This is a genomic window from Mucilaginibacter sp., assembly GCF_039921305.1.
Classification (GTDB): domain Bacteria; phylum Bacteroidota; class Bacteroidia; order Sphingobacteriales; family Sphingobacteriaceae; genus Mucilaginibacter.
Genome location: NZ_JBDSCA010000006.1, coordinates 23,007 through 45,709 on the forward strand (window position 1 = coordinate 23,007; position 22,703 = coordinate 45,709).

At 41.1% G+C, this 22,703-nt stretch carries 24 protein-coding genes, 1 tRNA gene and 1 other RNA gene; 15 read left to right on the forward strand and 11 right to left on the reverse strand.

Annotated features, from left to right (window positions below; translation table 11 throughout):
* The first annotated feature begins 8 nt into the window (after window positions 1-8).
* Complete coding sequence (locus ABIN91_RS00975) at window positions 9-545, forward strand: YcxB family protein (protein ID WP_348047491.1); 537 nt, start codon at window positions 9-11, stop codon at window positions 543-545.
* A 56-nt stretch (window positions 546-601) separates the two neighbouring features.
* Here the strand turns inward: ABIN91_RS00975 and ABIN91_RS00980 are convergent, their stop codons facing one another.
* The 4 genes from ABIN91_RS00980 to pth form a co-directional block, all read right to left on the reverse strand.
* Complete coding sequence (locus ABIN91_RS00980; RefSeq protein ID WP_348047493.1) at window positions 602-868, reverse strand: hypothetical protein; 267 nt, start codon at window positions 866-868, stop codon at window positions 602-604.
* An 11-nt stretch (window positions 869-879) separates the two neighbouring features.
* On the reverse strand, window positions 880-1,227 hold the full coding sequence (locus ABIN91_RS00985; protein ID WP_348047495.1) for a Spx/MgsR family RNA polymerase-binding regulatory protein: 348 nt from the start codon (window positions 1,225-1,227) through the stop codon (window positions 880-882).
* A gap of 12 nt (window positions 1,228-1,239) precedes the next feature.
* Entirely contained in the window at window positions 1,240-3,708 is a 2,469-nt protein-coding gene (locus ABIN91_RS00990; protein WP_348047498.1) for a TonB-dependent receptor, read from the reverse strand.
* Window positions 3,709-3,811: 103 nt separating this feature from the next.
* Complete coding sequence (gene pth, locus ABIN91_RS00995; protein WP_348047500.1) at window positions 3,812-4,372, reverse strand: aminoacyl-tRNA hydrolase; 561 nt, start codon at window positions 4,370-4,372, stop codon at window positions 3,812-3,814.
* A 188-nt stretch (window positions 4,373-4,560) separates the two neighbouring features.
* Here pth and ABIN91_RS01000 point away from each other — a divergent pair, with 188 nt between their 5' ends.
* The 4 genes from ABIN91_RS01000 (at window position 4,561) to ABIN91_RS01015 (ending at window position 8,760) form a co-directional block, all read left to right on the forward strand.
* Window positions 4,561-4,992 carry an OsmC family protein gene (locus ABIN91_RS01000; RefSeq protein ID WP_348047501.1) on the forward strand — a complete coding sequence of 144 codons (432 nt, stop codon included), beginning with the start codon at window positions 4,561-4,563 and terminating at the stop codon, window positions 4,990-4,992.
* Between the two features lie 77 nt (window positions 4,993-5,069).
* Window positions 5,070-6,248 carry an aminotransferase class I/II-fold pyridoxal phosphate-dependent enzyme gene (locus ABIN91_RS01005; RefSeq protein WP_348047503.1) on the forward strand — a complete coding sequence of 393 codons (1,179 nt, stop codon included), beginning with the start codon at window positions 5,070-5,072 and terminating at the stop codon, window positions 6,246-6,248.
* Between the two features lie 420 nt (window positions 6,249-6,668).
* Window positions 6,669-8,039, forward strand: a complete 1,371-nt coding sequence (locus ABIN91_RS01010) for an OmpA family protein (protein WP_348047505.1) — start codon at window positions 6,669-6,671, stop codon at window positions 8,037-8,039.
* 169 nt (window positions 8,040-8,208) lie between these two features.
* Window positions 8,209-8,760, forward strand: coding sequence for a glycosyl hydrolase 108 family protein (locus tag ABIN91_RS01015; RefSeq protein WP_348047507.1), 552 nt, complete (start codon window positions 8,209-8,211; stop codon window positions 8,758-8,760).
* Between the two features lie 56 nt (window positions 8,761-8,816).
* Here the strand turns inward: ABIN91_RS01015 and ABIN91_RS01020 are convergent, their stop codons facing one another.
* The gene (locus tag ABIN91_RS01020) at window positions 8,817-9,404 is read right to left on the reverse strand and encodes an acetate uptake transporter (protein ID WP_348047509.1); all 588 of its coding nucleotides are present in this window, start codon (window positions 9,402-9,404) and stop codon (window positions 8,817-8,819) included.
* A 136-nt stretch (window positions 9,405-9,540) separates the two neighbouring features.
* On the opposite strand from ABIN91_RS01020, the gene gpmA reads away from it, so the two are divergent.
* Window positions 9,541-10,230, forward strand: a complete 690-nt coding sequence (gene gpmA, locus ABIN91_RS01025) for a 2,3-diphosphoglycerate-dependent phosphoglycerate mutase (protein WP_348047514.1) — start codon at window positions 9,541-9,543, stop codon at window positions 10,228-10,230.
* 68 nt (window positions 10,231-10,298) lie between these two features.
* On the opposite strand, the gene ruvB is transcribed toward gpmA, so the two are convergent.
* Together ruvB and ABIN91_RS01035 are read right to left on the reverse strand one after the other, a co-directional pair.
* Window positions 10,299-11,321, reverse strand: coding sequence for a Holliday junction branch migration DNA helicase RuvB (gene ruvB / locus ABIN91_RS01030; RefSeq protein WP_348047517.1), 1,023 nt, complete (start codon window positions 11,319-11,321; stop codon window positions 10,299-10,301).
* A 105-nt stretch (window positions 11,322-11,426) separates the two neighbouring features.
* Window positions 11,427-12,158 carry a polyprenol monophosphomannose synthase gene (locus tag ABIN91_RS01035; protein WP_348047519.1) on the reverse strand — a complete coding sequence of 244 codons (732 nt, stop codon included), beginning with the start codon at window positions 12,156-12,158 and terminating at the stop codon, window positions 11,427-11,429.
* A 247-nt stretch (window positions 12,159-12,405) separates the two neighbouring features.
* Between ABIN91_RS01035 and ABIN91_RS01040 the strand changes: the two genes are divergently transcribed.
* The 3 genes from ABIN91_RS01040 to ABIN91_RS01050 all read left to right on the forward strand — a co-directional run bounded on the left by ABIN91_RS01040 (window position 12,406) and on the right by ABIN91_RS01050 (window position 13,802).
* Window positions 12,406-13,209: a hypothetical protein gene (locus tag ABIN91_RS01040; RefSeq protein ID WP_348047521.1), complete on the forward strand. Its 804-nt coding sequence runs from the start codon at window positions 12,406-12,408 to the stop codon at window positions 13,207-13,209.
* A gap of 91 nt (window positions 13,210-13,300) precedes the next feature.
* Window positions 13,301-13,374: transfer RNA gene (locus tag ABIN91_RS01045), tRNA-Arg, on the forward strand.
* Window positions 13,375-13,532: 158 nt separating this feature from the next.
* Complete coding sequence (locus ABIN91_RS01050) at window positions 13,533-13,802, forward strand: hypothetical protein (RefSeq protein WP_348047523.1); 270 nt, start codon at window positions 13,533-13,535, stop codon at window positions 13,800-13,802.
* A 137-nt stretch (window positions 13,803-13,939) separates the two neighbouring features.
* On the opposite strand, the gene ABIN91_RS01055 is transcribed toward ABIN91_RS01050, so the two are convergent.
* Complete coding sequence (locus ABIN91_RS01055; RefSeq protein ID WP_348047525.1) at window positions 13,940-15,409, reverse strand: sialate O-acetylesterase; 1,470 nt, start codon at window positions 15,407-15,409, stop codon at window positions 13,940-13,942.
* A 177-nt stretch (window positions 15,410-15,586) separates the two neighbouring features.
* On the opposite strand from ABIN91_RS01055, the gene ABIN91_RS01060 reads away from it, so the two are divergent.
* The 3 genes from ABIN91_RS01060 (at window position 15,587) to ABIN91_RS01070 (ending at window position 18,329) form a co-directional block, all read left to right on the forward strand.
* A complete protein-coding gene (locus ABIN91_RS01060; RefSeq protein WP_348047527.1) occupies window positions 15,587-16,594 on the forward strand; it encodes a family 43 glycosylhydrolase in 1,008 nt (335 codons plus the stop codon).
* A 62-nt stretch (window positions 16,595-16,656) separates the two neighbouring features.
* Window positions 16,657-16,911 (forward strand): hypothetical protein, encoded by a 255-nt coding sequence (locus ABIN91_RS01065; protein WP_348047529.1) that lies wholly within the window; start codon window positions 16,657-16,659, stop codon window positions 16,909-16,911.
* Between the two features lie 317 nt (window positions 16,912-17,228).
* Entirely contained in the window at window positions 17,229-18,329 is a 1,101-nt protein-coding gene (locus ABIN91_RS01070) for an endonuclease/exonuclease/phosphatase family protein (RefSeq protein ID WP_348047532.1), read from the forward strand.
* Between the two features lie 395 nt (window positions 18,330-18,724).
* On the opposite strand, the gene dinB is transcribed toward ABIN91_RS01070, so the two are convergent.
* Window positions 18,725-19,936 (reverse strand): DNA polymerase IV, encoded by a 1,212-nt coding sequence (gene dinB, locus ABIN91_RS01075; RefSeq protein WP_348047534.1) that lies wholly within the window; start codon window positions 19,934-19,936, stop codon window positions 18,725-18,727.
* Window positions 19,937-19,973: 37 nt separating this feature from the next.
* On the opposite strand from dinB, the gene ABIN91_RS01080 reads away from it, so the two are divergent.
* From ABIN91_RS01080 to ffs, 3 genes are all read left to right on the forward strand, one after another.
* Complete coding sequence (locus ABIN91_RS01080) at window positions 19,974-20,543, forward strand: 2'-5' RNA ligase family protein (protein ID WP_348047536.1); 570 nt, start codon at window positions 19,974-19,976, stop codon at window positions 20,541-20,543.
* Window positions 20,544-20,696: 153 nt separating this feature from the next.
* Window positions 20,697-21,251 (forward strand): hypothetical protein, encoded by a 555-nt coding sequence (locus ABIN91_RS01085; RefSeq protein WP_348047538.1) that lies wholly within the window; start codon window positions 20,697-20,699, stop codon window positions 21,249-21,251.
* A gap of 135 nt (window positions 21,252-21,386) precedes the next feature.
* Window positions 21,387-21,485, forward strand: an RNA gene (gene ffs / locus ABIN91_RS01090) — signal recognition particle sRNA small type.
* A gap of 139 nt (window positions 21,486-21,624) precedes the next feature.
* On the opposite strand, the gene ABIN91_RS01095 is transcribed toward ffs, so the two are convergent.
* Complete coding sequence (locus tag ABIN91_RS01095; protein ID WP_348047540.1) at window positions 21,625-22,386, reverse strand: MBL fold metallo-hydrolase; 762 nt, start codon at window positions 22,384-22,386, stop codon at window positions 21,625-21,627.
* Window positions 22,383-22,661, reverse strand: a complete 279-nt coding sequence (locus ABIN91_RS01100; protein WP_348047542.1) for a hypothetical protein — start codon at window positions 22,659-22,661, stop codon at window positions 22,383-22,385. The genes ABIN91_RS01095 and ABIN91_RS01100 overlap by 4 nt, the downstream gene beginning before the upstream one ends.
* Window positions 22,662-22,703 lie beyond the last annotated feature (42 nt).

The following is a 22,703-nucleotide window of genomic DNA, read 5'->3' on the forward strand; positions in this document are numbered from 1 at the left end:
TTCTAAACATGAGGATAAATTACAAGCTTACCGCTAATGATTTATATAATGCAACTTATTATGTGAGTTGGAAATCGCCAGAGAAAAGATGGCACCGGATACTTGCTACAGCAATGCCAATGTTAGTATTACTCGCCTTAATGTTATTTGATGTTTGGGATGAAAATCTGATAAACGATAAAAAGCAGATTTTATGGTTAGGTATCACTTTTGGATTTATTTTTGTAGCAAGCATAGTACTTACACCCTTTTATTTAAAAAGCGTTACTGATAATAAGATAAACAAATTTCTAAAAAAGGATAATAATGCAACCCTATTAGATCCTAAGGAATTAGATATCAACGAAAATGGCCTAACGGAAATAAGCAACGACGACGAAAAACATTATCCGTGGCAATCCATTATCAAAATGCGAGAAATTAATCAATACCTGTATCTCTATTTAAACCCTATTACGGTTATTGTTTTGCGAAAAGACATGTTTGATAGCGAACAAGATTTTCAAAGTGCCATAGTCTTGATAAAAGCAAACATCACTCTATAAGTCTGCTCCGCTTCTGTGCTATCGCTTCATTCACAACAATGGCATGTTAGTTATACTCAAACTTCCAACTCACTCAGCATCGTATCCAAATAAACAAAGTACTCTAAAGGAGATATGCTACCCTTGAGATACTTAGCGCGAACCATATCCATTTGTTTGTAGATATCATCGGGTAAGGTAACATCGGGGTTTACCTGTTGAATGAGGCGCAGTTTAAGTTCAAGGTTTTTTTTGACCAGGGTGATGATGGTATTTTCTACCGAGCCAAACACCTGTTCCCATGATGCTATTACCTGTTGCTGGGCATCAATCAGCTCCTTCATTTGTGATAATATCATTTGAGAAAGTGCTGGGCATAAACACCCTCGTCAAAACCGAAGAACAGAAAGCCGCCGTCTTCAATAACCGGGCGTTTGATCATGCTGGTTTTTTGTTGCAGCAAAGCAAGCGCGGCTGTTTTGGTGGTGATGGTTTCTTTAACAGATGGGTCTAATTGTTTCCAGGTTTGGCCCTGTTTGTTCAAAAATTTTTCGTAGCCGGCTTTTTGGTTCCATTCTTCCAGCTTATCGGCGCTAACGCCTAACTTTTTAAAATCCTGAAATTCGTAGCTTACCTTATTTTCTTTAAGCCAGTCTAAAGCTTTTTTTACCGTGTTGCAATTGGTTATTCCGTATACCTTCATGCAACAAATTTATTAATTTCCCGATGTTTTCGCACCACCGCCGCCCTTGGTATCGTCATTTTTAATACCGCGCTGGTTTTGTTTAATATTGCTGTTCAACTTACCAAACCTGTAATTAAAACGCACCGCGAAACTTGCATAAGGATTTTGATAATAAGCTGTTTGGTAAAAATTGGTTGTATTTGTAGTGGAGTTTGAAGTAAAGTATTTGCTATAAGGGTTATTAGCCACTAACGATATGGTAGCCTTCTTTTTCAAAACATCAACACCTGCCACGTATGATGTGTACAGGTAATTACCATTGCGGCCCTGCAGGTTAACATCGCCAACAAAATAACCACTGTTAAAACCTAAGCGATAACCCTTATCAAACTTATAACCAACATTGGCAAATACGTTACCGCCAAAGCCGCTGTTAGCATAGGTTGTACCGCTATAATTACCCTGTAACCAAACGTGGCTAACCTGGGCATTAATACTTACCGACATCTTTTTGAAAAAGGTAAGATTAGTGTTCATATTTAAGCCCAGCGTTTTGTTGCTGCCCAGGTTTTGAAAGGTTGTAATGGTTACCGTATCCTTTTTACCATTGTTAATTTGCTCCACGGTGTTGGTTACGTTTTGGATGGAGTTGTTTGAGAAAGCATAACTCATCCCGATAGTAACCGAACCTTTGCTGAAATTACTGTAATTCAACTCAAAAGTATTGCTCAACTCGGGGCGCAGATCCGGGTTACCGGTGTTTTGAAACTTGGGGTTTGTTTTATCAATAAACGGATTAAGCTGGTAAATGCCCGGCCTTTGTATGCGCTGTGTGTAGCCCAGTGTAAGGCTGCTGCTCTTTAATTTATACTGGCCCGATACCGATGGAATAACGTTGTTATAATTAGGCGCTATAGCGGTACCAGCCGAAGTAAAATCGGCATCTAAGGCTGTATGCTCAATACGTAAACCCGCCTTTACTACCCATTTTTCAAACTTTAGCTGGTACGAGTTGTACAGGCTGTACACATCCTGGTGGTATGTAAAGTTGTTTGATTGCAATGGCGCGAGCGTGTATTTGCCTGTGGTGGTATTCAGGGTATCGGTTTGAAAATCGCTGAAGTTATTGCGTAGTATGGCTTTACCACCCGCTTCAATATTAATTTTTTTGTTAAAAGGCTGCACATAATCTAACTGAAATGTGTGCTCCCTGTTACCCGATTTATTGTATTGCTGATAGCTGTTGGGATGCGTACCCAATGTGTTGCTTATCTCGTTCAAATTGTTTTGCTCGTTAGGCGAATAGCTGTATTTGTACGATATGGTTAGCAATTGCTCCTTATCGCGCTTAAAGCCTAATTGATAATTAAGGCTGGCATCGGCACCCTTAAATGTACTGGTGTTGGTATTGGTTAAAGTGTATTTTTGGAAAACACTGCCCAAACCATTTTGCTGGCTGGTTAACTGATCGCCATTCTGATCAAACTTGCCACCATAAAACTCGTACGAAGCCGTGATCAGGTTAAGGGTATCAATTTCATAGCTTAACTCGGCATTGCCGTAAGTATTATCGCCGCCGCTTTTGCTGTATGCATTTTGTAATAAAATATTTTGGTTGATAAAGACCTGGTTACTACCATTATAATTATCACGGTTGCGGCCGTTACTGCCGTAGCCTAAATATCCGGCTAAACCAAATTTGCCTTGCTTAACTGTTCCGTTAAGGTTTATGCCGGGGCCCCAAACGGTATTCATACGGCCGTTAATACTACCATTATAACCCTGATCGGCATTCTTTTTGGTAATGATGTTGATGATACCGGCCAAACCTTCGGCATCGTATTTAGCGGGCGGCGTAGTGATAACTTCTATCTTTTCGATATTGGTGGCAGGCATTGATTTTAAAACATCCGACGGATTTTTAGCCATCAAAGCCGATTCTTTACCGTTGATTAGTATTTTATAATTACCCTGCCCTTTTAACTTGATATTATCATTGGCATCAACCGATAGCAAGGGTACTTTGCGTACCATATCCAGCGCGCTAAGCGCTTTACTTTCCGGGTCGGCCTGTACATCGTAGGCTATCCTGTCAACCTCTTGTTTAATAAGGGGTTTAGCAGCTACTATGGATACTTCTTTCAAACTGTTGTTAGTTTCGGATAACAATAGTTTACCCAGGCTAACTATCTGGCCAGCTTCCTTAGCTTCGGGAACATTGACGGTTTTAGATCTGTAACCGATAAAGGCAAAAATTGCCTGGTAAGTTTTACCGGTGGGTACCGATACCTCAAATGTGCCATTATCTTTAGTGAGCACAGATTTAACCGACTGGTTGGTTTTACTATCTTTAAGTAATACGGTAACAAAGGCCATCGGCTGGTTCTTAACCGAATCAATAATGGATCCTTTTATAGTGCTTTTAGATGGTTGAGTTTGGGCTAAAACACTGTTTAACAATACAAAAGCAGTGAATAAGGTCAGTAAAAATATTTTCATACAGCTATAAGATGCAAATGTTGGTGATTTGTTGCAGTTATACACACCTTTTTTTAAGAAAGGTTACATTCGCACATTCTTAGTCGTAATAAATATGGAAAAGCTATTTGTTATAGCGGGTCATGGTAAGTTCGGTACCAGCGGTGGCAAAGCTTTTGATCATTTCGATGGAACGATCAATCAGGGCCGGTAATTCTGGTAATTCATCTTTATCAAAAGCATCAAGCACATAGTTAACCTGCTTACCTTTCGGGAAGTTATCGCCAATACCAAAGCGCAGGCGCGCATAATTGTTATTGCCTAAAATAATTTCGATATGTTTTAAACCATTATGGCCCGCAGCGCTACCTTTAGGTTTTAAACGCAGGATACCTAATGGTAATGCCAGATCATCAACCAAAACCAACACGTTTTCAACTGGTATTTTAAGTTCGTTCATCCAGTAACGCAGGGCGTTTCCGCTCAGGTTCATGTAGGTAGTTGGCTTGATGAGATGTAATGAACGGCCTTTGTGTTTAACCTCGGTGTAATAAGCCAGGCGCATATTAAAAAACTGGGCACCTTCTTCTTTTGCCAGCTTATCTAATATCATAAAGCCAATGTTATGCCTTGTATCGGCATACTCGGGGCCAATGTTGCCTAAACCAACGATGAGGTATTTCATATCAGCGGCAAAGATAAGTTTTAGCGCGAAAGTGTGAAAATTGCTAAGCTTTTAAAATATTGCAAACCAATAATAAGAAGTATGGGGTTTGCCGTGTCGCATTTACAGCTAAATCTTACAATACGCTAACGTTTCAGCTTTTACATCGGCTAATAAATACATAACTTAGCCGCCTTAATACATAGATTATGGCTACTATTGAAATATCGCGCCTGAACGGCGATTTTGGTTTTGAGGCAAAGGACGAGAACGGACACACCGTATTGATGGACAGCAGTCCGGAGAGTGGTGGCCAGAACTTTGGTATACGCCCCATGCAGATCCTGTTAATGGGTTTGGGTGGTTGCAGCGGTATTGATGTAATCAGCATCCTGAAAAAGCAACGCCAGGAAGTAGTAGACTATAAAATGATAGTTAAAGGCGAACGCGAGGCAGGCAAAGAGCCATCGTTATGGAAAGAAGTTGAACTGGAGTTCCATATTTACGGTGATGTTGATAAAGACAAAGCTGAACGCGCTGTTGAACTATCGGTAAACAAATATTGCTCGGTTGCGGCCACCCTTAAATTTGCAGGTGCCGATGTTAAATACGAAGTATTTGTACACCCAGCTAACAAATAAGAATATGAATTAGAATCAAGATGCTTTTTGTTGTCTTGATTGCTGGTTCTTGACTCTTGTATCTCAAAATAATAACAATGCTTGATAATTTAGACCCGATAAGCCAGGCTATACGCATACAAACACCGCGTACGCAGCAGGGCGAACATTCTACCCCCTTATACTTAACCAGCAGCTTTTGCTTTGACGATGCCGACGCCATGCGCGCGGCCTTTGCCGAAGAAAGTGATGATAACATATACAGCCGCTTTAGCAACCCTAACGTTGATGAGTTTACCCGCAAAATGGTAGCTCTGGAAGGTGCCGAAGCTGGTTTTAGTACAGCCAGCGGTATGGCCGCCGTGGTGGGTTCTATTATGGCGTTGTTGAAAAACGGCGACCATTTGATTTGCAGCAGCTCGATATTTGGTAATACCAATACCTTTATTAAAAAATACATGCCGGGTTTTGGCATTACGGTTACCATGGTACCTGCCGGTGACGAAGCCGCATGGGAAGCTGCCGTAAAGCCTAACACAAAAATGGTGTACCTTGAAACGCCCACCAACCCTCAATTAGAGGTTTTGGATTTGGAATGGATAGGCAAATTCACCAAAAGGCATAACCTTATTTTAAACGTTGATAATTGCTTTGCTACTCCACTGCTACAAAAGCCAATTGATTTTGGTGCCGACCTGGTTATTCACTCCGCTACTAAATGGATTGATGGGCAAGGCCGTGTGTTAGGTGGCGTGGTTGTTGGCCGTGCCGATCTGATCCGCGAGATCTATTTGTTTTGCAGGGTTACTGGTCCGTCGCTATCCCCCTTTAATGCCTGGGTATTGAGCAAGAGCCTTGAAACTTTGGATGTACGCATGGAACGTCACTGCAAAAACGCGCTCAAGGTTGCCGAAGCTTTGGAGAACCATCCGCAGGTGAGTTTGGTTAAATATCCGTTTTTAAAGAGCCACCCGCAATATGATATCGCTGTAAAGCAAATGACAGCCGGTGGCGGCGTATTTTGTTTTGAAATAAAAGGCGGGGTTGAAGCTGGCCGTAAGTTTTTGAATGCTTTGCAGATGTTATCGGTAACAGCCAATTTGGGTGATACGCGCAGTATTTGTTCGCACCCGGCAAGTACTACACACTCTAAATTAAGCGAAGAAGAACGCCTGGCCGTGGGTATTACCCCCGGTTTGATACGCGTTTCGACAGGTTTAGAGAAAGCTGAAGATATTATAGCTGATATTAAGCAGGCGCTTGATAAAAGCATTTAAATAAAATATAATGGGTAAAAGATTGATAACAGCCCTGTTGCTTCTTTTACCCATTACTTTATTTGCTCAAAACCAAACTGAGCAGATAGGTCACATCCAAATATTTCTTAAATCCACACAAACCAAATAGACTGCGATACAATCTAAAGTGTAGCAAATACAGTACTATTCGGATATTTAACTATTTTACTCTATAGTTAAAATGTTTAAAATATTCCCGACAAGCATAAACAATGTTTATATTTAGTGAGCAGGTATAACTCAGTTGTTTATGTTTTTATTAATAGTAGAAACATTTGCTTGAATTGAATTTTGAAGGCTGTTAATTTTCACGACCGTTAACACTGAGGATAATGGCATCAATATTGGCTTAACGGAGTAGCTCTGCAATTATATCCAGAGATTTATAAAACAATTAATATGAAACTACTTAACTTAAAAAAAACATCACTGCTTGCAGTTGCCTTAATGGCTGGAAGCACATTATTTGCCCAAACAGATACCACATTAACTAAAAATTATGTTCAGCCGTTTTCTGGCGGGAGCGCTTACCGTACCTGGTCGTTCGGTTTAGGTGTTGGTGTTATAACTCCTTATACCTTTATAGGTGGCAAACAAGATTATAAAGGCCGCGGTACCCAATTGGGATACAGTGGTTTTATCAAAAAACAAATACTGCATTCGTTTGGCTTAGAGGCCGATTTTTTAGGCGGACAAATTGCTGGGAATGGTACACCAACAACAGCACCTGTTGGCCCGTATGCATCGTACAGTACACAAATCAATTGGTCGGCAGCGTTATCAGCAAACATTACCTTGGCTAATATTAACTGGAGGCATAACCAAAGCGCTATACAACCTTATTTAACATTGGGTGGTGGCTTTATGGATTTTACGCCTAAGGTTTATAGCGGTACCGGTGCCCGTTTAGCATTAGCGTCAAATTCTACCGATTTCCGCGAGTTTTTCATCCCGGTAGGATTAGGTTTTAAAATTGATCTGGCTAAGGGTGTAAACCTTGACTTGGGTTACCAAATGAATTTTGTTAACTCTGATTTTGTTGATGGATTCGCTTATGGACCTACTAACGATAAATTTGCCTACGCTCATGCAGGTTTAGAGTTTGCTTTAGGTAGTAAATCAAAACCACAATTAGCTACACATAACCCGGTATCATCAATGCGTTATGAGTACATGGTTAAAGCTCAAAATCTGCAAAACCAAGTAGATGCAGAAAAGGCGGCTAATGCCCAGTTACGTAACGACCTGAATACTACAAACGCTAATTTAGCTGCAACTAATGCTAAATTAACCCAGGATTCTGATGGCGACGGTGTGCCGGATTTGTTTGATAAATGCCCTAACACTCCGCAAGGCGTTAAAGTTGACGGTGCCGGATGTCCGTTACCTAAAGCCGAAAACGTTAAGGTATATGTAACCGAAGAAGATAAAAAGATTGTTAAAGACGCGATTGCCAACCTTGAGTTTGACTTAGGTAAAGCAACCATACGTGAACACTCTTTCCCAAGCTTAAATAAAGTTGCCGAGTTATTGGTAAACAAAAATTTTAGCTTGAAACTGGCTGGCCATACTGATAATACAGGTTCGGCAGCGCTGAACATGCGTTTATCAAAAGACCGTGCCGAGTCGATCAAATCATACCTGGTTAGCAAGGGTGCAAACGCATCACGTATTGAAGCTACAGGTTACGGAATGAACCAACCTATAGCGACTAATAAAACCGCCGCAGGTCGTCAACAAAACCGTAGGGTTGAGTTTACGCTTTATTAGGCCGTAAGGTTAAATAAATACATTGAAAGAGGCATCCCAAAAGGATGCCTCTTTTTTTATGCTGTGATTTAATTTCCTCATAAATGTTTAACAGGTTTCAATATTTATTATTTATACTATTATATTTACTTACAAATAATAACCTATTTAAAAACCAAACCACACAATTATGGCAAATTTTATTAACGCATACAATTTAACTATGGCTGCCGAAGGTGGCTACGCGAATAATCCGGCCGATACGGGAGGCGAAACATTTAAAGGTGTATCGCGCAATAATAACCCCAACTGGAGCGGCTGGGTAACTATTGATGCTATTAAGGCTACCAATCCACCAAATTTAAATGCCGCGCTTAATGCCAATACCGCTTTGCTTACCGCCATACAATCGTTTTACCAGGTAAATTATTGGAACGCCAATCAAACCGGGAGCATCAATGATCAGCAGATTGCTAACCAGGTTTTTGACACTTCGGTAAATATGGGTACGGGCCGTGGCGCCCAGTTTTTGCAACAAGCCGCCGGAGTTACCGCCGACAGGATAGTTGGCCCGGCAACATTAGCCGCCGTAAATGCCGCTAACGCCGAAACTTTGTATAACCAGTTCATCGCGTTAAGGAAACAGTATTACATCAATATCATAGCCAATAACCCAAGCCAGGCTCAATTTCGAAATAGCTGGTTTAGCAGGTTATGGCCGTATAATCCAAACCAGGCTTAAAAAGAAAGAGGCCCTTAGTTAAACTAAGAGCCTCTTTTAATATTAACTTTTACTTATTAAGCCATCGGGCCGATAGGCCAAACGGTTCTGCCATAAAGTTCGTTCAATACCTGGGCAACGCCGGTGTATATTGCTGATGCACCACAGATGATACCTTCGTATCCAGCGAACTTTTCAATCTCTTCTTTACCAGTTACGTGAAATGCAACCAGCAAAAAGAATAAGATAGTTAACGAGCCAAATACAAATTGCAGCGCGCGGCTTAGTTTAAACGTGCCGAAGAATAGTAGTAGGGTAAATACTCCCCACATAGCTAAAAACGCTATCATAGAGTTATTGCTTGGAGCCGGAAACCAGCCCAATTTTGGCATAATGATCAAACCAACTAATGTTAACCAGAAAAAACCGTATGATGTAAATGCGGTTAAGCCAAAAGTATTGTTTTTTTTAGCTTCGATTATGCCGGCAATTACTTGTGCCGTTCCTCCGTAAAAAATACCCATGGCTAATATCATGGGGCTCATTTCGATAAAGCCGGCGTTTTTAAAATTGAGTAAAACGGTGGTCATGCCAAAGGCCAGCAATCCTAAAGGTGCAGGGTTAGCGGTGTTCTCTTTCAGGGAGACAATTCGGGTGTCGCTCATAATGTAAGGTTGTTTTATTTTAAAATTAGTTTATAATTACAAAATTGGTTAACTGTAATTAATACAACTAAAAGTAAATGTTTTTAAAACAATATCAAACTAAAATTATTCCCTAAACAAACGTAGTTTTAACATAATGCAGAAATTAGTTTTGATACGCCACGGCGAGAGTGTTTGGAACAAAGAGAACCGCTTTACCGGCTGGACGGACGTTGATTTATCCGCAGATGGCTACACCCAGGCCCATCAAGCCGGGCAAATACTGAATAAACATGGCTATAATTTTGATATTGGCTTTACTTCTGTTTTAAAACGGGCCATTAAAACGCTGCATTATGTATTAGAGGAGCTTGACCATTTATGGATACCTGTAGAAAAATCGTGGCGGTTGAACGAACGTTTTTATGGTGCTTTACAGGGATTGAATAAAGACGAAACTATTGCCCAATACGGATTAGAGCAGGTGCAGAAATGGAGGCGCGACCCTAACGAATATCCGCCTGCTATAACCAAAGATGATGACCGTTACCCCGGAAAAGACCTCCGTTATCAGCACCTCACCGAGCGCGAGATCCCGCTTACGGAAAACCTGAGCGAAACTATGAACAGAGTTTTACCTTTTTGGCAGGAGCATATTATGCCTGCTATGCGCTTGAATCAAAAGGTTATCATCTCTGCCCATGGGAATAGTTTGCGGGCGCTTGTTAAGTATATTGATCAGTTATCCGACGAGGATACAACCAAGCTTGAGATACCTACGGGTGTACCTTTAGTGTATGAATTGGATGATCAGTTTAACAGGATAAAGCATTATTATTTGGAGTAGAAGAGATCAAAGAGCAAGGAATAAGGATTATTGTTCTTACTCTTTACTGCTTTTCTCCTTAATCCATATTAAAACAACGACGGGTTACCCCCAAGTTTTAACCGGCCCAAATGTTTGTAGGCATTTTCTGTAGCTTCCCTTCCGCGGGATGTGCGCATCAGGAAACCTTCCTGTATTAGAAAAGGTTCATAAACTTCTTCGATGGTGCCTTCGTCTTCGCCAACGGCGGTGGCAATGGTTTTTAGTCCGACAGGGCCACCTTTAAACTTATCGATAATGGTGAGGAGTATTTTGTTGTCCATTTCATCCAGGCCATGCTCATCAACGTTAAGCGCGTTCAAAGCATAACGGGCAATTTCGGTATCAATTAGGCCGGTGCCTTTTACCTGGGCAAAATCGCGCGTGCGGCGTAACAGGGAATTGGCAATACGTGGCGTGCCACGGCTGCGGCGGGCAATTTCGTAAGCGGCATCCTCGCGGATCTCGGTTTTTAATATGGAAGCGGAACGTAGTACGATGGTAGTTAACAGCTTGGCATCGTAATATTCCAACCTGGAGTTAATACCAAAACGGGCGCGTAGTGGCGCGGTTAGTAAACCTGAGCGTGTTGTAGCGCCTACAAGGGTAAAGGGGTTTAGTGAGATCTGCACTGAGCGGGCGTTCGGGCCGCTTTCCAGCATAATATCTATTTTAAAATCCTCCATCGCGCTGTACAGGTACTCCTCTACCAAGGGGCTTAGGCGATGAATCTCATCAATAAACAAAATATCGCCAGACTCGAGATTGGTGAGCAAGCCGGCCAAATCGCCGGGTTTATCCAGAACAGGGCCTGATGTTATTTTAATGCCCGCTCCCATTTCGTTAGCTATGATGTGCGAGAGGGTTGTTTTACCCAATCCGGGAGGGCCGTGTAACAGCACATGATCCAGTGATTCGCCACGTTGCCTGGCTGCCTGAACAAATACTTTTAGGTTGGCTAATATTTTATGCTGACCGGTAAAATCTTCAAATGCCTGCGGACGCAAAACTTTTTCGATGTCGCGTTCTATTGGCGAAAGATTTTCAAGGTTGGGATCGAGATTCTCGTTCATTGCCAACGAAATTAGTAAATTAAGCGCAAAGCTAAAAGATGAAAGCAGAAAGCTTTAAAATAAGATATAATCCGAAATCGAAATTCCTAAATCCAGATTAACCTATCACCCTTCCGGATATTTCTTGAATATGGAGTTGATACGCATCCGGATAACGCCGAAGAAGGCTTCCTTGAATATTCCGCCCGACATTTTGGATGAACCTACTGTGCGGTCGGTAAAAATTATTGGTACCTCGGTTACCTTGAAGCCGTGTTTAACGGCGGTGTATTTCATTTCTATCTGGAAGGCATACCCTACAAATTTGATCTTATCCAGATCAATGGCTTCGAGCACGCGGCGTTTAAAGCATTTGAAACCTGCTGTAAAATCCTGTATCTCAACTCCGGTTATAAACCTTACGTAAACCGATGCGAAATAGCTCATCAGTACACGGCTCATGGGCCAGTTAACTACGTTTACGCCGGTAACATAGCGCGAGCCTACGGCAACGTCGGCGCCTTCAACACAGGCCTGGCGCAAGCGGATAAGATCATCCGGGTTATGCGAAAAATCGGCATCCATCTCAAAAATGTAATCGTACTGGTTTCTTACGGCCCATTTAAAACCGTGAATATAGGCTGTACCTAAACCTTGTTTACCTGCACGCTCTTCGATAAAAAGGCGGTCGGGATAATCTCTTTGTATGGTTTTTACAATTTGCGCAGTACCATCTGGCGAGCCATCGTCTATGATGAGCACATGAAAATCATGCTCGAGTGAAAGTACTTTATTCAACAGGCGTTCAATATTTTCTTTCTCGTTATAAGTAGGTACAATAACTATACTATCGGGCACGCTTACAAGTTTAGGTAGATAATGGCTTTTATGTTAAAGGCTGCAAATATAAAAAGTTTTTTAAGCCGATATTAGCATAACTACCTTTAGCTATGAAATATTACATTGCCGGTATAACGGTAACGTTAATTTTACGCTACAAGTTGGCAAAATAACTTAATCAATTACCAATGGTGTGTAATTATCTTTGTTGGCTGAAAAATAAATCTGTAATATTATCTCACCAAAATAAAAATCTGTTAAAACCATGAAGAAGATCAAATCCGTTATCATCACTGTATTGTTTGCAACCGCAATTGTATCGGGCGCTAAGGCCCAGGGCCCTAATTGGATTGTTGACGTTGACACCTATTATAACCACGAGTTCCATAAGGGTGCCGATGGGAAAATGGAGCGTTTTCATTACATATGGGAGGAGAAAGACCTTAACGGATACTCTAACTGGGGTGATGCTTTTATTAAATACGGCGGCAAACTGCGCAGCCATGATGCGGCGCCAACTTATCAAAACCTAAAAGGTACCGATATTTATATTATTGTAGATATGGATTCGCAAAAGGAAACTGCGTCTCCAAATTATATTGACCTGCCGCAGGTTAAAGTAATTGCCGACTGGGTAAAAGCAGGAGGTGTATTGGTGATTATGGCTAATGATAGCACTAATGTTAACCTACCGGGCACTAACAAACTGGCCGGTGCTTTTGGCTTGCATTTTAATGATGATATTCAAAACCATGTGATAGGTAACAACATTGCTGCCGGCACCTTAATGATACCTGATGGCGACCCGATATTTAAGACTGCTAAAAAAGTTTATTTGAAGGATATGTCGTCTATCAAACTAAGTGGCAATGCTAAGGCTGCTTATACTAAGGATGGCGCGGTGCTTTTTGCTACCGTTAAATATGGTAAAGGAACTGTTTTTGCTGTTGGCGACCCCTGGTTGTACAACGAATACACTAACGGACACCTGCCTGCGGGATACGATAATGATAAAGCTGCTGATGATTTAGCCAAATGGCTGATTAGCCAGATACCGGCTAAAAAGTAATGTGGTAATAACCAGGCTTTAAATTAATTGAAACTCTATTTTTTTAAATTATAGGTTTTTCGCATATTTGCAGCGCAAAGCAATTTGTGATGGTCGCATAGCTCAACTGGATAGAGCATCGCTTTTCTAAAGCGACGGTTTCAGGTTCGACCCCTGATGCGATCACCGGGATAAGCCCTTTAGAGATAATCTGAAGGGCTTTTATTGTTTTGGGTATAACATTTTTGTATATAGATTATTTCATTATGTGTTTATATAACGTAAAGATTAATTCAGAAATATCATTGCGTGTATAACATTAAAATTCTGATATATTTGGATTAATGACAACAGAAGAATTGGCTAACGAAGCTATCACATATCATCTATCAACACTATACAACATTAATTCGTTACCAGACAAGTATAACAAAACAGTTCTAACACTTATAGGTGAGATTGCTACCTATGCTACCAACGATCCATTATGGAGTGGTGATGACGATGAGTTTTGTCATGAAGAAACTAAAACTAAATTAGCTCTTAAATATCCCTTTTTAACAGAAGCATCGAAGATAAAAATGGCTGATGCTGCTGCATACTTCTGGAAGTAGAACATGTAAAAATCTATATATTACCATCAATAACTGTGGCTTAACAATAGGAAAAATCACTCTTTAAGTATCGTGGTAATTGAACAGAGTTCTACACCCGATTTGACCCCTTTTTGCTATTTAAATGCAAAATTGCATTACCAAGTATCTGTCCGGAAAGGCTCTGCCGGTAAACCGGCTGAGTTTTGTAAATTGGTTAATGGTGCGCTGGTAAACGCGTATCGTACGGCTTGTATAGCTATTGGCGTATCTGCGGACAGGCTTAATACAACCGTGTTACCGCTTATTGAGGCGGTAGCCCGATGGAAAACATGATCGGCCCCGGCTACAAAAAAGTACTGATTAAGCGCGCCGTTGTTAATGGCATTGAGGCCATTAGCCGTACCCGGTATATAATTGACCGTAACCTGATTGCCACTTTGCGAATACGATAGAAACTGTGGCCCTACGCACTCTACATTTAAATTATAGGTGTTTTTTAAGGCGAGTAAGGCCAGCCGCTCTCCCACAGGTTTTTTATTACTTGGATGATGGTTCTCTACCTCGCCAACATCCATAGTTACAGCCATGCCTGTACCCGGTGTTAGCCGTATCATTGATTGCGCTTCGCGGAACTTTGCATAATAATCGGTTATCATATCGCCACCAGGCGGGGTAGTGTTAAAATAATCTTCGGCAAAGGGAGTCATTTGAACATAATAAAAAGGAAGACTGCTCTGCTTAAAAGCCGATCGCCAGTATGTTATCAATTGATTATTAAGATCGGTATAACCGCTTGCCGGGCTGATATGCTGATCGTTTTCGCCCTGGTACCATATAAAGCCCTTTAATGATAATTTGAGCAAAGGGTTAATCATACCATTATAATATATTCCGCCGTTTGACCAATCTCTGCAATATGAGCCATTTATTGCCGAAACGATTACTCCTATAGGTACATTAAGCGAGGTATGTAATTTACGGGCGAAAAAATAGCTTACCCCGCTTAAATTACCAACCGTCGCAGGTGAACATACTTGCCAAAGGTTGGTGTAAGTAAAAGCGGATAGCGCATTTCCCTGATAATCACTTTGAACAGTTTGAAAACGTATAAGCGGATATTGCGCGGCCTGTATCTCTTGCTGATAATTTGTTACCCCTTTAAATGGCGCAAGCGCATCAACCTGCATTACCATGTTTGATTGCCCGGAACACAGCCATACATCGCCAATTAATATATTGGTTAGAGTGGTAGAATCGGCATCATCAATTTTGCAGGTGATGGTTTGAGGATCAATATTTACCGGTGAAGCAGGGATGGATACGCTCCAATCGCCGCTTTGGTCGGCAGTGGCAACAAATGGGCCTGTATTCCAGGTAACGGTTACATTTATTTTTGAATTGGTGGTAGCCCTTCCCCAAATAAGTAAGGGTTTATCACGCTGTACCACCATGTTGTTTTGAAACACATTACTTACGCTAAATTTTTCGGTAGTAAAAGGGGGAGTTGGTGTTTCTACCGGTGGGCCGTTTTCGGGTTGGGGAACAATATTGATGTCCGGGTTCTTTTTACAGCTATTAATTATTAATAAACAACAGCCCAAAAAGAGAAGCCACTTTAATTTCATTTAAGGTATTAGGTAATTTTTATTAAAGATATTCATTTTTCAATTGATAAAAAATGAATATGAGTAATTGGGGATGACAGCTGGCAAGTAGTAATATTAACCTATATTTACTGAAGCATATTCACATAATGACCCTAAGAAAGATGGTGCAAATTTTGAAGACTAAATAGAGGCTAAGTGAAAAAGATATTACTCCTACTTATTTGTTTGTGGTTCGGCGTAAGCTATGCCCAGCAATTGCAAACCAGTATTTCGGTTCACGACCCGGTAATGATCCGCCAGGATAGCACCTATTATATTTTTTGTACGGGTAATGGCATAGCTATGTGGAGTTCAAAAGACATGGTGAACTGGCAGCGTGAAAAACCCGTTTTTGAAACCACGCCACAATGGATTACTGATGCCTTGCCTAATTTTAAACGGAGTTTTTGGGCGCCGGATGTTTCTTACTATAATGGCTTGTACTATCTATACTATTCGGTATCGGCATTTGGTAAAAACACATCGGCAATTGGCCTGGCTACTAACAAAACTTTGCATACCGGTGATGCCACTTATCAATGGATAGATCATGGACAGGTTATCCGGTCAATCCCCAACCAAACTAATTGGAACGCAATTGACCCTAACTTAATTATTGATAATGATGGTACGCCCTATTTGGTTTTTGGATCGTTTTGGGATGGGATCAAAATGGTGAAGCTGAACAAAGATCGCCTAACTGTTGCCGAAGATATTAACCGGATACCAACCATTGCCAGCAGAAAAATACGGTCATCAACAGTAAACCCGCCATCGGTTGATGATAATCCGGTTGATGCCGGAGGGAATGCTATTGAAGCACCTTTCGTGTTTAAAAAGGGTAAGTATTTTTATCTGTTCGCATCAATTGATTATTGCTGTAAAGGCCCCAAAAGCACTTATAAAATGATAGTGGGCCGGTCAAAAAACATTAAAGGACCATATCTGGATAAAAACCAAACCGATATGGCGAGAGGCGGAGGCTCTATTGTTTTGGCCGGCGATAAGGACTGGTATGGTGTAGGACACAATGCCGTTTGCACTTTTGACGGTACCGACTACCTGGTATTTCATGGTTACGATGCATCGGATAATGGTAAATCAAAACTCCGGATTGAAAAGCTAAACTGGGATAATGATTGGCCAGTAGTTACGCCACATTAATTGCGCATCAACTCAAACAACCCATCCGCTACAGCGTTATCAATTAAATAAATATACATATCATGATAACTCCAGAAAATAACGTTCCGTTGGATGATGCTGATAACTCAGATGCAGCGGATCAGCAAAGTCAGCAAGATATCCATTCGAACGGATTTGATACTACTAACGAGAGCGGAACAGATTACGATGGTGAGGATGATGGCGACAGGTTGCAACAGGCAGATAAGGCATCAGAAGCTTCGTATACTTTAGACGTGGATAAAGGCATAGCACCCAAGTCTGAAAAGAAAGAAGATACCAATATTAAGGATTAAGCTTAAAGCTGTTATAAGATTAAAACGCCCGTAGCTAAAAAACTACGGGCGTTACTATTAAGGGGAAAAAAGATGTCTCAGATCCATTCGTCTTCCTGTTTGCGCTCAATAACCCATGTTGAAAATATCACGAATAATACGAGGCATAAAGTAGCTGTTATTAGAAACATAATGTTTTAGATTAGGCAAATATTCAATCATCTGTAACCGGCTGCTATAGTAATTACGTAATCCATTCACATACGGTTGCTTAGATCATCAGCATAATTTAACCGACGTTTAAATTATAATTTCTTTAACCTAAGCAATAACAAACGATGCTAAAAGCGAAGAACAAAAAACTTAATAGTTTTGAAAAAGTGGTGTTGGTGATCAATTTCCTGTTTGCTTTTACCTTACTTGTTTGTTACCTGGCGCCATACATTAACCCGGCAAGCTTTTGGCCCATCGCGTTTTTTGGGATGGCTTATATACCTATACTATGCACCAACGCTGTTTGTTTGATTTTTTGGATGATCAGGTTACGGTGGCCGGCTTTGATATCGGCTACATGTATCTTGGTTGGATCGGGTTTAATGGTGCGGAACATTGGTTTCAGGAAACAGGCTTTTGAAACGGGAAAGGCCTCGCCAAGCCTTATCAGGGTGATGACTTATAATGTTTATTGCTTTTTGAACAAATCGGCAACTATCAAAAAAAACACCCATGACGCTGTGTTGCAGATAATTAAAGATAAGCAGCCCGATATTATTAACATGCAGGAGTATTTTGTAAAGCGGGGAGATACGAACCCTATGGGTGAGGCTATTAAAACTGCCATGCAAGCCAAGTACTATTGGTTTAAACCGATAAAAACCACGCCTTATGATACAACCGGATTAGTGATATTCAGCAAGTATCCTATTATTAACCGGGATACTATACCTACAACAAACGGGATTGAAACCGAGGGCATTTTTGTTGATGTGAAGCGGGACGAAAAAATATTCAGGATATATTGTGTTCACCTGCAATCAACCCAATTTAGTCAGACAGACAATGATTACCTGGCTAATGGCAAACCTAATCTGCACGAATCAAAACAAATTGGCGGTAAACTTAAACTGGCTTTTATTAAACGCGGACAGCAGGTTATAGCTTTAAAACAATTACTGGATGCGTGCCCCTACCCTTACCTGATCACCGGCGATTTTAATGATACACCACTATCTTTCGCGGTAAGCTATTTGCAAAAAGGTTTAAAGAATGCTTTCAGAGAAAAAGGCTTTGGTTTGGGGGTAACTTATTATGGTGAATACCCCGGCTTTCAGCTAGATTATATTATGGTGAGCCGGCAATTTAGTGTCACTAATTATAAGATACTTCGCGAGCGGCTATCCGACCATTACCCGGTGATGAGCGATGTGGAATTGAATTAATATACTCAAACAAAAATCGTTACACTAAACAGATATATTACAACGTTACAGCGATTGTGATTAAAAAAGACCTGGTATTATTGCCAAGCTTTTTGTTTACCTGGTTTAGAGTATGGTGCAGAAGCCCCTCCCTACAGCCTCTCGTTAAGGGGATCACACAAGAGCCAACGCTTTTTATTTTTGTTGTTGCCTATAAAAAACAAAAGAGGACACAACGAATTGTGCCCTCTTTCCCCTAATTAATTTAAACTATTGATTAAACCCAAAATAAAGAACGTTCTTAACACAACTTGGGCGGCTGTGTAATACAATTGTTAAACGATGAAAATGAAACAAGGTTTAATCGGTTTTGCAAATAATGACTAATAAGTCAGGATTATTTTTCAAACCTTGGTTTATTGCTTCTCAAATGGGTTAAAGTTTCGGGCACCAATCTCCATTCCTGCTGCCCTGCACACGGTTTTATTGCCATAACGGAAGTTTATTTTATCTAAAGCGCGATATAATTTAATTCGTTCTTCGTTATCCTCGAATAAATTGATCTGATAATTGCCGGTACAGAGGTTACTTAGCTTAACGCCGATAAGCCTGATGGGACGGCTTTGGTTCCACGAACGTTTGAGTAGGTTTTTTATGCCGGGTATTAAAATATGGTCTGCCGAAGTTAAAGCTATTTTTTCTTGCTGGGTATGGGTTTCAAAATTGGCGTAACGGATTTTGATAGCCAGGCACGATGCCAATTTATCTTCTTTTCTTAACTTAAAAGCAAGTTCCTCTGTCATGGAGACTAAAATAGATTGGAGGGTTTTTAGATCGGCGGTATTATGATCGAACGTATGTTCGGTGGAGATCGATTTACGATCGGAATAGGGTACGATATCGCTATCGTCCAAAGCGTTTGCTTTTTCGTAAATAAACCGTCCGGCTTTGCCGAAAACAGATTCGAGGAAACGCAGCTCTACCCGTTGCAGGTCGGCTATTTTTTCGATACCGTAGCTGTATAATTTTTGACAGGTTTTTTCGCCCAGCATGGGGATCTTGCTAATATTGAGCGGGGCCATAAATTCCTTTTCGTGCCCATGCCGGATCCAAAGTTGTCCGTTAGGTTTGGCCTGGTTGGTTGCCATTTTAGCCACAGTTTTATTGCAGGCCAGGCCGAACGAGATGGGGAGCCTGGTATCTTTAATTATCTTTTGCCTTAGTTCGGTTGCTATTTTGTATGCGTTGTGGTATTTGTCCATCCCGGTAAGGTCGATGTAAAATTCGTCGACTGATGTTTTTTGGAAGAGCGGCACGGCTTCTTCAATGATGCGGGTTACTTCGGCAGAAGCTTCGGAATAGCGGCCATGTGTGCCGTGAATAAAAATAGCATCGGGGCAAAGGCGTTTGGCCTCGCGGGTAGGCATGGCGGAATGGATACCAAACTTACGCGCTTCGTAACTGCATGATGCTACTATACCCCGCTCCTCCGACCCACCAACGATAACCGGCTTACCAACGAGCGCCGGGTTCAATCTCCGTTCAACGGAAACGAAGAAGGAATCGAGATCGATGTGTACAATATGGCGCAGGTGATCCATACACAAAGCTAAAAATAATTTAAACATTTTGCTAAAAATATTAGTAATTTATACTTTTGTTTTTATGGATGTAAATGAAAAAACCTATTCGGATTACATGATGGTGATCTCACCCCCGGCGGAGGTTGAGGAGATGATCAGGAAATATAAAAAAGCGTCGGCGAGGTTGATCGGTGATTTTGAAGGAATGTATAGCAAGGCGCATATCAGCATAACTAACCAGCACCGCCAAATGCCCGATATGATGCAGCAAAAGCTAGATTGTTATATGCGGCCCATTAACAGGTTAAGGCCGGTGCCTATGTACGTTAATGGGTTTAGTTATTTTACTCATGGCAATACTACTGCAACCATATATGCTAAAATTGAGCTTACTCCCGAGGTTACCAATTGGTTTTTACACATCAAGCGGATTTTTGGTGATAAGCGAAAGGATACGGCACCGCATATTACTGTGGCTAAAAGCATCCCGATGGAGCATTTCCAAAAGTTATGGCCCAAGTTTATTGGTCAACAATATCAGTTTGAGTTTACGCCGCAAAGCGTTACAGTTTTATCAAGGCCGATGATAGGCGGACATGGAAAATACTGGACACCGTTTAAGGAATTGTATTTTAATAATTTTGGCTATTAGTAAATAATTAAGTACTAATACTTTAGTTATAAACCAAATAAGTGGTATTCTATTTATGGTAATATGATATATATTGATGCTAAAATATTATAAATATACAACTTGAATACCGCCTACATTTGAATAAATAACCTATAATTAAATTTTTTTACCATGAAAAAACAAAAATTAATGTTGCCATTGGCAATGATTGTTTGTGCCTTTATGTTTGGCACTGCAAATGCAAAAGTACGTTTGAACGCGCTTAATCCGTATGCAAAAAGCGCGTATGCAGTAGTACCGTATTCGGTGAGTTATTCGGCGGAGTTAAAGCAGCAGCGCAGTACCAGCCCGCGGGTTTTAAATTATTCGTCGGTAAGATTTTATGTACCATCGGGCCAATCCGGTTTCCGCGACTGGATCGTTACATTATCCCAAAACGGCAACCCGGTGTATACATTTTACACCTGGAATTCCCCCAACTTTAGCTGGACCAATGAATGGACCCTGGGCGAAGTAAATCCCGGCGTTTATGATGTGACCGTGCAATGCGCAAATGATCCATCGGGAGGTTATTACGCTGATGTATTTTGGGATTGCCCGGATAGTAACGATGTTGATCAATACGGAGGCGACCAGGACATTATACACATTTTTGATGAACCGTATTCCCTGGGAAGCATAGATATTAACGGTTTGTTGTACATATCATCATCATGCAATCATTAATTATATTGGCATGAATTAGTAAAAAGAGCCCTGTTACAAGGGCTCTTTTTATTTAATAGCATTGTGTAACAGCCTTTTTTAATTTAAAGCTTTACAATGTTTTAACATAGCATACAATTTGTTACCTTTGTGCCGGGGTAAGTCTTTTACGACCAGCTCCTCTTGAACTCCCCCAGGGTGGGAACACAGCAAGGGTAGAGAGTTGAGCGGTGCGATAAAAGTTGCTTACCCTTTTTTATTTTCTTTTTTTTGGCAATGGTTTGTTGCCGCTTCCCTGTAGATACTATCAAGTAGTTAGTATCAAAACTTGAAAACATTCTTACTTTATCCCCCCCTCGAGTTAGTTAAGTTATTGGGATTAACGCCTTAAAGCTTAAATTTCAAGCTTAAGTCCGTCGTAAGCTAACATAATACCGGGAGGCAGTAAGTCGGATACATCTTCGTGTTTGCCTAAGCGGTGGCTAATGTGAGTGAAATAGGTTTGCACCGCTCCTATTGTTTCAGCGAAAGCGATGGCTTCGTCTAAGGTAAAGTGCGAGATATGTTTATCCTTTTGGAGCGCGTTAATCACTAATATTTTTGAGCCTTTGATCTTTTCTACTTCGGCAGGCTCAATGGTTTTGGCATCGGTAATATAGGTAAAATCGCCTACGCGGAAACCTAATACCGGGAGTTTGTAGTGCATTACCTCTATCGGGATCAGCTTTACGTTGCCAATATTGAAAGGTTCTTTATCAATGGTATGCAGTTCTACCTGCGGGATACCGGGGTATTTAAAATCGTGGAAGATGTACGAAAATTCGCGCTTTAGGGCTGTTTGCACACGTTCGGTAGCGTAAATATCAATAGCGGCTTGCTGGCGGTAGTTAAAGGCGCGGATATCATCCATACCGGCAACATGATCTTTATGCTCGTGTGTGAATACGATGGCATCCAGGTGCTTTACACAGGCACGCAACATTTGGTAGCGAAAATCCGGGCCGGAATCTATCACGATCACCTTTCCTTCGGCTTCGATCATAATTGACGAGCGCAGGCGCTTATCGCGATGATCGGGAGATGTACAAACCTCGCAATCGCAGGCGATAACAGGTACGCCCTGTGATGTTCCGGTGCCTAAAAATGTTATGGTCACAGTTGCAGCTTGGTTTGTTTTATCTGGTGTAAAAAGGCTATTTGTTTTTCGTCTAACAGCTTGTGTTCTATCTCCAGTTCGGATAGCAACTCTACAATAGATTGTATCTTACTTTCGAGGTTGGAGAACTTGTTGATCACCACAATTTTGCTACTCAATAACATGCAGGCACCTGTTTTAAAGTTGCCTTTCTCGTACCTAACCCTGTACCCTGCCGCTTTAAGCAACAGTTCGAGCTTTTCGAGGGTATGGGTGGTGAAGGTAAGATGTGACATGTAAGATGGACGATGTTAGCTATTAAAGTTTATGCAAGATAC